This is a genomic window from Streptomyces aurantiacus (assembly GCF_027107535.1).
Taxonomy (GTDB): Bacteria; Actinomycetota; Actinomycetes; order Streptomycetales; family Streptomycetaceae; genus Streptomyces.
On sequence record NZ_CP114283.1, the window covers coordinates 7,918,243 to 7,931,861 of the forward strand.

At 70.9% G+C, this 13,619-nt stretch carries 12 protein-coding genes; 6 read left to right on the forward strand and 6 right to left on the reverse strand.

The genetic code is table 11. From position 1 onward, the window contains the following. Positions 1-75 precede the first annotated feature (75 nt). From O1Q96_RS36865 to O1Q96_RS36880, 4 genes are all read right to left on the reverse strand, one after another. Complete coding sequence (locus tag O1Q96_RS36865) at positions 76-2,418, reverse strand: HelD family protein (RefSeq protein ID WP_419587087.1); 2,343 nt, start codon at positions 2,416-2,418, stop codon at positions 76-78. Positions 2,419-2,548: 130 nt separating this feature from the next. After that, on the reverse strand, positions 2,549-2,881 hold the full coding sequence (locus O1Q96_RS36870) for a thioredoxin family protein (RefSeq protein WP_269252253.1): 333 nt from the start codon (positions 2,879-2,881) through the stop codon (positions 2,549-2,551). Continuing rightward, the gene (locus tag O1Q96_RS36875) at positions 2,878-3,348 is read right to left on the reverse strand and encodes a MerR family transcriptional regulator (RefSeq protein ID WP_269252254.1); all 471 of its coding nucleotides are present in this window, start codon (positions 3,346-3,348) and stop codon (positions 2,878-2,880) included. Before O1Q96_RS36875 ends, O1Q96_RS36870 begins: the two co-directional genes overlap by 4 nt. Positions 3,349-3,403: 55 nt before the next feature. Beyond that, positions 3,404-3,925 carry an Lrp/AsnC family transcriptional regulator gene (locus O1Q96_RS36880; protein WP_269252255.1) on the reverse strand — a complete coding sequence of 174 codons (522 nt, stop codon included), beginning with the start codon at positions 3,923-3,925 and terminating at the stop codon, positions 3,404-3,406. Positions 3,926-4,012: 87 nt separating this feature from the next. On the opposite strand from O1Q96_RS36880, the gene O1Q96_RS36885 reads away from it, so the two are divergent. Next, positions 4,013-4,918, forward strand: coding sequence for an NAD-dependent epimerase/dehydratase family protein (locus O1Q96_RS36885; protein WP_269252256.1), 906 nt, complete (start codon positions 4,013-4,015; stop codon positions 4,916-4,918). Between the two features lies 1 nt (position 4,919). Continuing rightward, positions 4,920-5,834, forward strand: a complete 915-nt coding sequence (locus O1Q96_RS36890; RefSeq protein ID WP_269252257.1) for an aldo/keto reductase — start codon at positions 4,920-4,922, stop codon at positions 5,832-5,834. 57 nt (positions 5,835-5,891) lie between these two features. Here O1Q96_RS36890 and O1Q96_RS36895 read toward each other — a convergent pair whose 3' ends face one another. Both O1Q96_RS36895 and O1Q96_RS36900 read right to left on the reverse strand, forming a co-directional pair. Further along, complete coding sequence (locus O1Q96_RS36895; RefSeq protein WP_331276085.1) at positions 5,892-6,791, reverse strand: NAD(P)-dependent oxidoreductase; 900 nt, start codon at positions 6,789-6,791, stop codon at positions 5,892-5,894. 357 nt (positions 6,792-7,148) lie between these two features. Further along, positions 7,149-8,549: a cation:dicarboxylate symporter family transporter gene (locus O1Q96_RS36900; RefSeq protein ID WP_269252259.1), complete on the reverse strand. Its 1,401-nt coding sequence runs from the start codon at positions 8,547-8,549 to the stop codon at positions 7,149-7,151. Between the two features lie 144 nt (positions 8,550-8,693). Here O1Q96_RS36900 and O1Q96_RS36905 point away from each other — a divergent pair, with 144 nt between their 5' ends. From O1Q96_RS36905 to O1Q96_RS36920, 4 genes are all read left to right on the forward strand, one after another. Beyond that, complete coding sequence (locus O1Q96_RS36905) at positions 8,694-10,484, forward strand: sensor histidine kinase (RefSeq protein ID WP_269252260.1); 1,791 nt, start codon at positions 8,694-8,696, stop codon at positions 10,482-10,484. Then, positions 10,481-11,173 carry a response regulator gene (locus tag O1Q96_RS36910; protein WP_269252261.1) on the forward strand — a complete coding sequence of 231 codons (693 nt, stop codon included), beginning with the start codon at positions 10,481-10,483 and terminating at the stop codon, positions 11,171-11,173. The genes O1Q96_RS36905 and O1Q96_RS36910 overlap by 4 nt, the downstream gene beginning before the upstream one ends. Positions 11,174-11,307: 134 nt before the next feature. After that, positions 11,308-12,681 (forward strand): ABC transporter substrate-binding protein, encoded by a 1,374-nt coding sequence (locus tag O1Q96_RS36915; protein ID WP_419587088.1) that lies wholly within the window; start codon positions 11,308-11,310, stop codon positions 12,679-12,681. An 82-nt stretch (positions 12,682-12,763) separates the two neighbouring features. After that, the gene (locus O1Q96_RS36920; RefSeq protein WP_217456844.1) at positions 12,764-13,618 is read left to right on the forward strand and encodes a carbohydrate ABC transporter permease; all 855 of its coding nucleotides are present in this window, start codon (positions 12,764-12,766) and stop codon (positions 13,616-13,618) included. Position 13,619 lies beyond the last annotated feature (1 nt).

Sequence of the window (13,619 nt, forward strand, 5' to 3'; positions counted from 1 at the left end):
AGCCCGCCCGGCGTTCGAGGACGAGCGCGCGAGCGCGACAGGGGGTCCGAGGGCGCAGCCCCCGGCAGGGACGGCCTAGACGGTCTCCGTCAGCGCCGTCGCCAACGGCTTCGGCAGTGGTTCCGCGTGCACGATGCCCAACGACTGCGTGGCCCGGGTCAGGGCCACATAGAGGTCGCTGGTCCCGAAGCGGCCCGGCTCGACGACCAGCACCGCGTCGAACTCCAGCCCCTTGGCCTGCCGGGGATCCAGCAGCACGACCGCGCGCGTCAGATCGGGCTGCTCGCCCGCCACGATGCCGTCGAGCCGTGCGGCCAGCGCCCCGTGCAGATCGCGCGGCGCGATCACCGCGAGCCGCCCCTCGGCGGGGGTCAGCTCCACGACGGCCTTCTCCACGGCACCGGGCAGGTCGGAGCTCTCGCGCACCCAGGGGCGTACGCCCGTCGAGCGCACCGAACTCGGCGGTTCGAAGTCCGCGTGCTCGGCGCGCGGGACGGCCGCGGCCACGTCCATGATCTCGGACGGGGTGCGGTAGTTGACCGCGAGACGGGTGTGCTCCCAGCGGTCCTCGACGTAGGGGCGGAGGATGTCCGACCAGGAGCCGACGCCCGCCGCCTCGGCGGTCTGGGCCGGATCGCCGACGAGCGTCATCGACCGCGTGGGGCTGCGGCGCATCAGCAGCCGCCACGCCATCGGCGACAGTTCCTGCGCCTCGTCGACGATGATGTGCCCGAACGCCCAGGTGCGGTCGGCGGCGGCCCGTTCGGCGGCGCTGCGGTGGTCGTCCTCCTCGTGGCGCTCGGCCATCCGTTCGGCGTCGATGATGTCGTGTGCCGACAGGACCTCGGCGTCCTCCTCGTCGATGTCCTCGAACTCGTACGTCCTCGACGCGTAGGAGACGTCCAGCACGCCCTGCGCGTAGGCGACCTGCCGGTCCCGCTCGTGCTCGGCGGCCGCCCGCGCCACCCGGTCGTCCTCGCCGAGGAGTTCGGCGGCCTCGTCGAGGAGCGGGACGTCGGCGGTGGTCCAGGCCCGTGTCACCGGACGGCGCACGGCGTCCGCGTCGGCCTCGGGGAGGTACGCGTCGGGTGCGGCGAGGAAGTCCGCGACCAGCCGCCGCGGGGTGACGCGGGGCCACAGCCGGTCGATGGCGGACCAGACTTCGCGGTTCTCGGCGAGGTCGTCGCGGATCTGGGTGATGTCGCTGGGGTCGAGCAGGTTCGTCCCGTCGAAGGGGTCCGTGCCGATCCGCTCGGCGAGCATGTCGGTGAGGGTGTTGAGGATATGGCCCTCGAAGTGCTCGCGGGCCACGTTGTGCGGCAGGTCCAGCTCCCGGGTGCGCTCACGGGCGACGCCCACGAGACCGGCGTCGAGCATCAGGACGTCCCGGTCGTGCTCGATGGTGATCACCGGGTCGGGCAGGCTCTGGCGGTCGCGCACGACGGCGGCGAGGACGTCGGCCATGCCGGCGCGGCCCTTCACCGCGGCGGCCTCGGGGGTGTCGGACGCGCTCGCCCGTACGCCGGGGTACAGCTCACCGACGGTCGCGAGCAGGACACCCGTCTCGCCGAGCGAGGGCAGGACCTCGCCGATGTAGCCGAGGAAGGCGGGGTTCGGGCCGACGATCAGGACGGCCCGCTTGGCGAGCAGTTCCCGGTGCTCGTAGAGGAGGTACGCCGCCCGGTGCAGCGCCACCGCCGTCTTGCCGGTGCCCGGGCCGCCCTCCACCACCAGGATCCCGCGGTGCGGGGCGCGGATGATGCGGTCCTGTTCGGCCTGGATGGTCTGCACGATGTCGCTCATGCGGCCGGTGCGCGCGGAGTTGAGGGCGGAGAGCAGCACGGCGTCCCCGGTCGGATCCTCGTGGCCGGTGCGCCGCTGGTCGCCCAGGTCGAGGATCTCGTCGTGCAGGGCCGTCACGGTACGGCCCTCGGTGGTGATGTGCCGGCGGCGGCGCAGGCCCATGGGGGTGTGGCCGGTGGCGAGGTAGAAGGGCCGGGCGACCGGGGCCCGCCAGTCGATCAGGACCGGGGTGTGTTCGGCGTCGTCGGCGCGGATGCCGATGCGGCCGATGTGATGGGTGGATCCGGTGGGGAGCTCTTCCCGCCCGGACGGGTCCGAGGGCTCGGCGGAGAGGTCGATCCGGCCGAAGCAGAGCGAGCCGTCGACCGCGTTGAGGGCGGCGAGCAGGCCGGAGCGTTCGGCGACGAGGACGTCCCGTTCGAGGCGGGCCTGCATGGGGGTGCTGCCCTGCGCGAGAGCGTCCGTCACCGAGGCCTCGGTGCCGCCGCGCAGCGCGTCGACGCGCGCGTACAGGCCGTCGATGAATTCCTGCTCACGGCACAATTCATCGTCCGGAAATCCAGTGGTTGAGTCTGTGTTTGAGGCCCTGTTTGACAATTCCGCTCCCGCCCGGATATACTGTGCTCACTGAACTTCTCCGCGACTTGATTTCCTGAAGTCGCGAACCATTCAATATACGCAAAGAAATCCCCCGCAGGCAATTCCCTGCGGGGGATTTCTTTGCGTGCCGTGGTTACCGGGAAGGTCAGAGCACGTCCGCCAGCTCCTCCAGGAGCCGCCGCTTGGCCCGGGCGCCCACCATCGACTTCACCGGCTGCCCGTCGCGGAACACCATGAGGGTGGGCATCGACAGCACCCCGTACGCGTTCGTGGTCAGCGGGTTCGTGTCCACGTCCAGCTGCACCACCTTGAGCCGGTCGCCCTCCTCGCGGGCGACGGCGCTCAGCACCGGCGCCATCTGCCGGCACGGGGGACACCAGTCCGCGGTGAACTCCACCAGTACGGGCAGCTCCGCCCCGATCACCTCCGCCTCGAAGTCCGCGTCCGTCACCTCGGCCACACCTGCCGCCTTGATCACCGCGTCCGCCTTCCTGTCTTCTCCGCCGGGTCCCCGGGAGCCGTCCCCCGGGGAAACACCGCACACGCGGGTTCCGGACCGCCCGGAACCGCCGCCTCGGCCGCCAGCTCGTCCATCGCCCGCTCGGCCCGCGCCAGCTGCTCGCCGACCTGCGCGCGCACCGACCGCAACTCGTCGATCAGCGTGTCGAGTTCACCCAGCTTGCGGCGGTACACGGCGAGCGAGGCCGGGCAGGCGTCGCCCTCCGGATGTCCGGCCCGCAGACACTCCACGAAGGGCCGCGTCTCCTCCAGGTCGAACCCGAAGTCCTGCAGCGTCCTGATCTGCCGCAGCAGCCTCAGGTCGTCCTCGTCGTACGTCCGGTACCCGTTGCCCCCGCGCCGCGCGGGCAGCAGCCCCCGTGACTCGTAGTACCTGAGCGTCCTCGTGGTGGTCCCGGCCCGCTCCGCGAGCTCGCCGATTCGCATGCCGCGACGGTAGTCCTTGACGCCGACGTCAAGGCAAACAGCGCGGGCCCACGCGTCAGCGCGTGACGGGCGGCAGCAGCGGTTTGCGCTCCACCGGCGACGACAGGACGATCGAGGTCGTCGTGCGGCCGAGCGCCGAGGTCTGCTCCAGGACGTCCTCCAGGTGGACGGTGTCCTCGACCGCGACCTTGAGGATCCAGCAGTCCTCACCGACGACGTGATGGGCCTCGGTGACCTCGGGACGGGCGAGGAGCTCCAGCGTCCTCGGGTGCTTCAGGGTGTAGCCGCCGTGCGGATCGACCCGGATGAAGGCCTGGATGCCGTAGCCGAGCCGGGCGGGTGAGACGTGGGCGCCGTAGCCGGTGACGGCACCGGCCTGCTCCAGGCGGCGGACGCGCTCGGCGACGGCCGCCGGGGACAGCCGGACCCGGCGGCCCAGCTCACTGAGCCTGATCCGGCCGTCGCTCTGCAGCAGCTCCAGGATCTGCCGGTCCAGCGAATCGAAGCCCGCCGACGTTTCGTGGGCGGCGGCCCGCAGATGCCGTGGTTCTTTCGGTGCCGCGACCGGATCTCCCATGTCTCCCCCTTCAGACCTCACTCGTACGCCACGAGAATTATGACCGCAGGACCGGGCCACCATGAATGGGATTACGGGAGGAACACCGTGCGCGAGGTGTGTGTCATAGGCGGTAACCGCTATTTCGGCAAGCGGTTGATCGACCGTCTGCTTATGGCCGGAGACCGGGTCACGGTCGTCAATCGCGGCTCGTCCGCGCCTCCCCCGGGGGCAATTCACCTGATCGCCGACCGCGATGACGAGAAGTCCCTGGAGCGGGCACTCGGTGCACGCACCTTCGACGTCGTCGTCGACCAGGTCTGCTACACCCCCGTCCAGGCGCGGATCGCCCGCCGGGTCTTCGCGGGACGCACCCGGCGGTACGTCATGACGTCCACGGTCGAGGTGTACGAGTACGAGGACTCGGCCCAGCCGGTGCGCGAGGACGCCGTCGACCCGCGTACGGTCCCGGTCGACACCGAACTGCCCTGGGACGACCCGCAGTTCCTCGACGCCCACTACGGCGAGGGCAAGCGACAGGCCGAGGCCGTCCTCGCGGCGGATCCGCCGTTCCCCTACGTGGCCGTGCGGGTGGCCCATGTGCTGGGGGGCGACGACGACTTCACGGGGCGGCTCGGCCACTACGCCGAGCGGATCCGCACCGGCGAGCCGATCTCCGTACCGGCGGTGAACCACCCGGCCACCTACATCCACGTCGAGGAGATCGCCGACTTCCTCGCGTGGACGGTCGCCGCGGAGTTCACCGGGCCCGTGAACGCCGCGTCCCACGGACCGCTCACCACCGAGGACCTGTGCGAGGCGGTGACCGCGTACCTCCCGGACGGAAAGGCCGTGTTCCGCGGCGTGGACATCGGGCCCTTCTCGCCCCTCTCCTTCTCCCGCTCGTACGGGATGGACAACGCGCGGGCCACGCACCTCGGCTTCTCCTTCGGCCGGGCACGCGACTGGCTCCCCCGCGCCGTGGCCGAGACCGTCGCAAAGGCGGCCGGCTGACATGCGCCACCGCACACTCGGCGACCTGCGGACCAGTGCCGTCGGACTCGGCGCCATGCCGCTGTCCGTCGAGGGCCGGCCCGACGAGGCGCGGGCGCTGGCCACGGTGCACGCCGCCCTGGACGCGGGCGTCACCCTGCTGGACACCGCGGACTCGTACCATCTGCCGGGCGACGAGCCCGGCCACAACGAACGCCTCGTGGCCCGCGCCCTCGCGGCCCGCGGCTCCGGCGCGGCCGACGTCCTCGTGGCCACGAAGGGCGGCCGCGGCCGGCCCGCCGACGGCAGCTGGACGGTGACGGCCTCGCCCCGGCACCTGAAGGCGGCGGCGGAGGCCTCGCTCCGGCGGCTCGGCACGGAGGCGATCGGCCTGTACCAGTTGCACAAGCCCGACCCGGCCGTCCCCTTCGAGGAATCGGTGGGCGCCCTGCGCGAGCTGCTCGACGAGGGCAAGATCCGCTACGCGGGCGTCTCCAACACCACCACCGACCAGATCCGCCGCGCCCACGCCCTCCTCGGCGACCGGCTGGTCTCCGTCCAGAACCAGTACTCCCCCGCCGTGCGCGACAGCGACCCCGAACTGCGGCTCTGCACCGCACTGGGCATCGCCTTCCTGCCGTGGAGTCCGCTGGGCGGGATCTCACGCAGCGCGCTGGACAGACACACGCCATCCGACGGCGCCGGCACGGGCATCGCGGACGCCTTCCACGCGGTGGCCCGCGACCGGGGAATCAGCCCCCAACAGCTGTGCCTGGCCTGGCTGTTGGCACGCTCACCCGTCATCGTGCCCATCCCGGGTGCCAGCCGCCCCAGCACGATCCGGGACTCGGCGGGCGCGGCCGACCTGGATCTGACCCGGGAGGAGATGGAGCGCCTGGACGCGGCGACGGACCCCGCTCCCGTCACGCACGCCTGACCCCGTGCGCCGGGGGCCGGACCCGCAGCCGGGGGCCGACCCGAAGCCGCGGACGGGTCAGACGGTCTGCGCCGCCCGGTCGCCGCGCAGGAACTCGATCGTGCGCGTCCAGCTGTCGGCGGCGTGGCCGTGGGCGACGGCCTTGTCGTAGGCCTCCTTGACCGGGCGGAGGGTGCTCACGTCGAGCCCGCGGTGCTCGGCCCACTCCAGGACGTGGCCGACGCCGGTCGCCATCATGCCGAGGTTGGCCTCGTCGCCGGGGTGGCTGCCCGCGTCGACGTCCCGGGCGGCCTCGACGGCGAGGGGCGGCAGGATGCCGGTGATGGTGTCCAGATACGGCAGCAGCTCGGCCGCGCGCACCCCGTCGGCGCCGGCCAGCGCGAACGCGTGCAGCAGGCCGGAGATCGAGGAGTAGAAGTAGTCGAGCAGGGCCAGGTCGTAGACGGCGGCGAGCCCGTGGTCCTCGCCGAGGTGGGCGGGCTTGCCGCCCAGCGCCTTCAGCACCGGCTCGAACCTGTCGTACGCGGCCCGCGGACCGCTGTAGAAGATCAGCGCCTCGGGATGCCCGACCATCGGGACCGGCACCATGATCGAGCCGTCGAGGTAGTCGAGACCGCGCTCGGCCGCCCAGGCGGCGGTGGCGCGGGAGCGGAGAGGGGTGTCCGAGGTGAGATTGACCAGGACGCGGCCGGGCAGTTCGTCGGCGACGGCGTCGAGGACCGTCTCGGCCGCGTCGTAGTCGACCACGCAGACCACGACCAGCTCGGCCGCACGTACCGCCTCGGCCGCGCTCGTGGCCCGGGCCGCGCCCCGGGTGACGAGTCCGTCCGCCTTGGCCGCGGAGCGGTTCCATACGGTGGTGGGGTGGCCGGCCGTCAGGAAGGCGGTGGCGAGGGCGTGTCCCATGGCTCCGAGGCCCAGGACCGCGACGGGGGTCTTCTCAAGGTCACTTGTCATGGGGACCATGCTCTGGGTGGGCCCAACTCCCCACAAGAGCCCACTTTTTACTCAGATACTGAGCTGGAGGTAAGCGAGCAGGTGGCCTCGATCCGACCCGGGGTGACGTCGGCGGGATCTTGACCTCGGGTCGGTCGGGGTGGGGCGCGCAGTTCCCCGCGCCCCTGAAGAGTGGGCCCCGTCCGTCGGAACGGGGAAAAGCCACCGGCAGGCGGCCAGGTCGGGGAAAACCTGGGCGTCTGCCGGTGGCCGGGGAGGGGGTGTGGTCCGGGCGGCTGAGCGACGGGGGAACACCCAGCCGCCCGGGGTTCTGAGGGGCGGGTCCCGGGACTTTCCGGGCCCCGCCCACCGGGGCGGCTAGGCCTTCGCGAGGGCCTTGTCGCCGCCGGGCTGCTGCGGCAGCTCCACCGACGCGGAGTCCGAGTCGTCGTGCCCGCCGTGTCCGTCGTCCAGCAGCGTCGTCTCGTCGAACGGCAACTGCCCGGCGAGCACCTCGTCGACCCGCTGCTTGTCGATCTCCTTCGTCCACGTGCCGATCAGCACGGTCGCCACGGCGTTGCCCGCGAAGTTCGTCAGGGCGCGCGCCTCGCTCATGAACCGGTCGATGCCGACGATCAGGCCGATGCCGTCCACCAGCGCGGGCTTGTGGGAGGCGAGCCCACCCGCCAGGGTGGCGAGCCCCGCTCCGGTCACGCCGGCCGCGCCCTTCGAGGCGACCAGCAGGAAGAGCAGCAGCGGAATCTGCTCGCCGACCGACATCGGCGTACCCATGGCGTCGGCGATGAACAGCGAGGCCATGGTCATGTAGATCATGGTGCCGTCGAGGTTGAAGGAGTAACCGGTCGGAACGGTGATGCCGACGACCGGCTTGCTGACGCCCAGGTGCTCCATCTTCGCGATGAGCCGCGGCAGGGCGGACTCGGAGGAGGAGGTGGACAGGATCAGCAGGAACTCACGGCCCAGGTACTTGAACAGCGTGAAGATGTTCAGGCCCGCGACGAGCCGCAGCATCGCGCCGAGCACGATGAAGACGAAGAGGAAACAGGTGACGTAGAAGCCGAGCATCAGCACGGCGAGGCTCTTCAGAGCGTCCACACCGGCCGAACCGGTGACCGCCGCGATGGCGCCGAACGCTCCGATGGGCGCCGCCCACATCACCATCGCGAGGATGCGGAAGACGAGGCGCTGGATGTGCTCGACGCCCCGCAGGATCGGCGTGCCGGACGAACCCATGGCCTGCAGTGCGAACCCGGCGAGCAGCGCGATGAGCAGCGTCTGCAGCACCTCTCCGCCGGTGAACGCGGAGACGATCGTGGTCGGGATGATCCCGAGCAGGAACTCCTCGGTGTTCTTCGCCTCGGTGACCTGGCCCTGACCCGCGTCCTTGACCGCGTCGGTCACGGCGAGACCCGTACCGGGCTCCAGGATGTTGCCGACGACGAGGCCGATGGCCAGCGCGACGAACGACATGGCCACGAAGTAGCCGAGCGCGATGCCACCTACCGCGCCGACCTTGGCGGCCTTGCGTACCGAGCCGATGCCCAGCACGATCGTGCAGAAGATGATCGGGGAGATCATCATCTTGATCAGGTTCACGAAGCCGGTACCGATCGGCTTCAGCTCGACGGCGAAGTCGGGGGCGATCAGACCCACGGCGATTCCGGCGGCCACGGCGACAATCACCGCGATGTACAGGTAGTGGGTGCGGTCCCGCTTGGCAGCGGGAGCGGCAGGTGCCGTATCGGTTTTGCTGGTCACGGCTGCCCTCCTTGACGACGTCGTCGGCATCATCCGGCGTGCGGCTCACGTCCGGGGGTTGTCGGTGACTATCTCCCGCCCTGTGAGGGCCGTCACCCTTCCGTTCATTTAGTTCGTACTTATCTGCAGGGGCACACTGTTTGCATGCGCCTCCCCCGTGCCCCCCGACCTCGCAGCCTGGCCGGTCAGCTCTTCGCCATGCAGGCCGTGCTCGTCGCGGTCGTGGTCGCGGGGTGCGCGCTCTTCACGTACGTCAGCGACCGCAGCCAGGCCGAGGACGCGGCGGGCCGCCAGGCCATGGGGGTGGCCCGCTCGGTCGCGGACTCCCCCTCCGTACGGGAGGCCATCCGCACCGCGGACCCGACGAAGACGCTGCAGCCCTACGCGCAGGCGGTGCAGCGCGACGCCCAGGTCGACTTCGTCACGATCATGAACCCCGAGGGCATCCGCTGGACGCACCCCAACAAGGAGCTGATCGGCAAGCACTTCCTCGGCAACACCAGGCGCGCGCTCCTCGGCGATCCCTTCACCGAGACGTACACCGGCACGCTCGGCGCGTCCATGCGGGCCGTGACGCCGATATACGACGACGACCGCATCGTCGGCCTGGTCAGTGCGGGGATCAAGGTCGACGAGATAAGCCAGCGGGTCGAGGGCCAGGTCAAGGCCCTGTTCGGGGTCGCGGCCGCCGCTCTGGCCCTGGGCGCTGTCGGCACGTACGTCATCAACGCCCGGCTGCGCCGCTCCACGCACGGGATGAACGCGGCGGAGCTCAGCCGGATGCACGACTACCACGAGGCCGCCCTGCACGCGGTGCGCGAAGGGCTGCTGATGCTGGACGGGCAGTTCCGGGTGGCGCTGATCAACGACGGCGGGCGCGAGCTGCTCGACGTGACCGACGACGTGGTGGGCCGCTCGGTGGCGGAGGTGGGCCTGCCGACGCCGCTGACGGGGGCGCTGCTGTCCGGCGAGCCGCGCGTGGACGAGGTGCACCTCACCGAGTCGCGCGTCCTGGTGGTGAACACCTCGCCGGTGTCGGGCGGTGAGCGCCGGGGCACGGTCGTGACCCTGCGTGATGTCACGGAGCTCCAGTCCCTGATGGGTGAGCTGGACTCGGAGCGCGGATTCACCACGGCACTGCGTTCGCAGGCGCACGAGGCCGCGAACCGTCTGCACACGGTCGTCTCCCTGATCGAGCTGGGCCGGGCGCAGGAGGCCGTCGACTTCGCCACGGCCGAGCTGGAGCTGGCCCAGGCGCTCACCGACCAGGTGGTCGCGGCGGTCAGCGAGCCCGTCCTCGCCGCGCTGCTCCTGGGCAAGACCGCCCAGGCGAACGAGCGGGGCGTCGAACTGGTGGTCTCCGAGGACAGCAGCATCGACGACGGCCTGCTCCCGGAGTCGCTCGCCGCACGTGACCTGGTGACGGTCCTGGGCAATCTGATCGACAACGCGGTGGACGCGGCGCAGGGCTCGGTCGGCGCCCGGGTGACCGTCACCGCGCTCGCGGACGCGCGGGGCCTCGTCCTGCGGGTCACCGACACGGGTGCGGGGGTGGATCCGGCCCACTCGGAGATGGTCTTCCAGCGCGGGTGGTCCACGAAGCCCTCGGGGCCCGGTGGACGGGGGCTCGGCCTGGCCCTCGTACGGCAGGCGGTGGCCCGTCACGACGGCACGCTGACCGTGGCTCAGGCCCCCGGGGGCGGGGCGTCCTTCGAAGTACGGCTGCCGCTGCCGCCCGCGGCGCGGGAAAGGACTAAGGTCCACGCCGGACCCGACTCCGCTCTGGACCCCGCACCCGGCTCCGGACCGGCGCGCGAACCCCGGTCGGCGGGCGGGCACGGACCGGCACGCGAGCCCGGTCCCGAGACCGAGCCCGGCAGTGTGCCCGGGTCCGACTCCGAGCCCGCGCCGACGCCACACGGAGGCACCGTATGAACACGCCTTCCCCGCCCCAGGACATCCGCGTCCTCGTCGTCGAGGACGACCCCGTCGCGGCGGACGCGCATGTCCTGTACGTGGGGCGGGTGCCCGGGTTCACCGCGGTCGGCAAGGCGCACACCGGCGCGGAGGCCAGACGCGCGCTGGACCGCATGCCCGTGGACCTCCTCCTGCTCGACCTGCACCTGCCGGACGTCCACGGCCTGCAGCTGGCCCGCTCGCTGCGGGCGGCCGGCCATCACGCGGACGTCATCGCGGTGACGTCGGCGCGCGACCTCACGGTCGTGCGGGAGGGTGTGTCGCTGGGGGTCGTGCAGTACGTGCTCAAGCCGTTCACCTTCGCGACCCTCCGGGACCGGCTCGTCCGCTACGCCGAGTTCCACGCCGCGGCCGGCGAGGCCAGCGGCCAGGACGAGGTCGACCGTGCCCTGGCCACGCTCCGGGCCCCCGGCCCTGCGGCCCTGCCCAAAGGCCTGAGCTCGCCCACCCTGGAGAAGGTCACGCACGCGCTGCGGGACTCCGAGGAGGGGCTGACCGCGACGGGGGTGGCCGAGGCGGTGGGCATCTCGCGGATCACGGCCCGGCGGTATCTGGAGCACCTGGTGGACGCCGGGAGGGCCGGCCGCAGTCCCCAGTACGGGCAGGTGGGACGGCCGGAGCTGCAGTACCGCTGGGTCAAGGGATAGCCGCACGCCGGGTGTTCACCGACACTGGCCGTAACCGGCCATCTGCGCAAGGTCATTGACCTGAGCCGACCACTCCTCTTAGGTTCTCGGGGCAGCCGAACCCCGACGCCGAAGGCGTCGGCCAGCAGGAGGTCCTGTCCGTGCGCCCCACCGCCGTTCCCCTTCTTCTCGCGACCGTGCTCTCGGCCACCGTGCTCAGCGCCTGCGGCAGCGAGTCCGGCAGCGATCCGGACACCGTGAAGATCTCCTACAAACAGTCGACGGACAACTCGATCCGTGTCATGGACACGTATCTCGCCGACGTCAAGGAGCAGTTCGAGAAGGCCAACCCGGGCAAGAAGGTCGAGCTGGTGCCGATCAAGGCCCCGGACTCGGAGTACTACACGAAGCTGCAGCAGATGCTCCGCTCCCCGAAGACGGCCCCCGACCTGGTCTACGAGGACACCTTCCTCATCAACTCCGACATCACGAGCGGGTATCTCAAGCCCCTGGACCCGTACCTCGACGAGTGGGAGGACTGGAACCAGTTCATCGACACGGCGAAGTCGGCGGCGAAGGCGCAGGACGGGAAGACGTACGGCGTGCCGGACGGCACGGACACCCGGGGCCTCTGGTTCGACAAGGGCATCTTCAAGAGGGCCGGTCTGCCGGCGGACTGGCAGCCGAAGACCTGGGACGACGTCCTCACGGCGGCCCGGACGATCAAGCAGAAGGTCCCCGGCGTCATCCCCATGAACGTCTACACGGGCAAGCCCGCGGGTGAGGCGGCCACCATGCAGGGCTTCGAGATGCTCCTGTACGGGACGGCCACCGGCGCCACCGAAAGCCCCCTGTACGACACGGAGTCCGAGAAGTGGATCACCGGGAGCGAGGGTTTCAGGGATTCGCTCGAGTTCGTCGAGACCGTCTTCGAGGAGAAGCTCGGCCCGGACGTCTCGGACGCCCTCGACCCCAACTTCGCGACCAGGGTGCGCGGTGAGCTCCTCCCCGAGGGCAGGCTCGGCATCAACCTGGACGGCTCCTGGCTCCCGCAGGACTGGCTGGAGGGCAGCGGCCACGAGTGGCCCGAGTGGTCCGAGAAGCTGGGTCTCGCGTACATGCCGACGCAGGACGGCCAGGCGCCCGGGAAGGTGAGCATGTCGGGCGGCTGGACCTGGGCGATCCCGAGCAAGGCGGCCAACCCGGACCTGGCGTTCGACTTCATCAAGACGATGCAGACGAAGGAGAACGCGCAGAAGTGGTACATCGCCAACTCCGGTATCGCGGTGCGCACGGACGTGGCCGAGGACCCGGCGTACGTGCAGGCGCAGCCCGGCATCGAGTTCTTCACGGAGCTGGTGTCGAACACGCACTACCGCCCTGCGTATCCCGCGTACCCGAGGGTCTCCACGGCCATCCAGGAGGCGATGGAGGGTGTGACGACGGGTGACAGCTCGGTCGAGGAGGCGGCGAGCCGCTACGACGAGGAACTGAAGACGGCGACGGACAACCAGATCATCAAGAAGTGAGCGCCGGGTGAGCGTCACCCGGCGGGAACCTGGCCTCGGCGGGCGGGGAGCGGGTGTCGCAGCGGTCAGCCGCTCCAGCCCGCTGCGCGCCCTCTCCCGGGCCCTTCCCGTCGCCCCCGCCCTCGTCCTGCTGATCCTGTTCCTCGCCGGTCCCATCGCGTACTGCGCCTACATCGCCTTCACCGACCTCCAGCTCACCGGTCAGGCCGAGTCGTCCTTCACGGGCTTCGACAACTTCCGTACCGCCTTCCGCGACGAGGCGTTCCTCAACGCCGTGTGGCTGACGCTGGTGTTCACGGTGCTGTCGTCGCTGGTCGGCCAGAACACGCTGGGGCTCGCGCTGGCGTCCCTGATGCAGCGGGCGTCGAAGCCGGTGCGTACGGTCGTGGGGGGAATCGTCATCACGGCGTGGGTGCTCCCGGAGGTGGTGGCCGGCTTCCTCCTCTACGCGTTCTTCCGCCGCGAGGGCACCCTGAACGCCGTCCTCGACTGGCTCCATCTGCCGTCCCAGAACTGGCTGTTCACGCTCCCGATCCTGGCGGTGTCGTTCGCGAACGTCTGGCGGGGTACGGCCTTCTCGATGCTGGTCTACTCGGCCGCCCTGAACGAGATCCCGAAGGAGATCACGGAGGCCGCGGAGGTGGACGGCGCGGGCGGCTGGCGCCGCATGTGGCACATCACGCTCCCGATGATCCGCCGTTCCATCGGCACGAACCTGATGCTCAACACCCTCCAGACCCTCTCGGTCTTCGGCCTGATCTGGGTCATGACGCGGGGCGGCCCGGGAAACCGCAGCCAGACCCTCCCTCTCTTCATGTACGAACAGGCCTTCCAGAAGAGCATGATCGGCTACGGCACGGCGGTCGCCCTGCTGCTGCTGGTGGTGGGCTCCCTGTTCTCGCTCGTCTACATGCGCCTGCTGCGGACGGAGGTCTGAG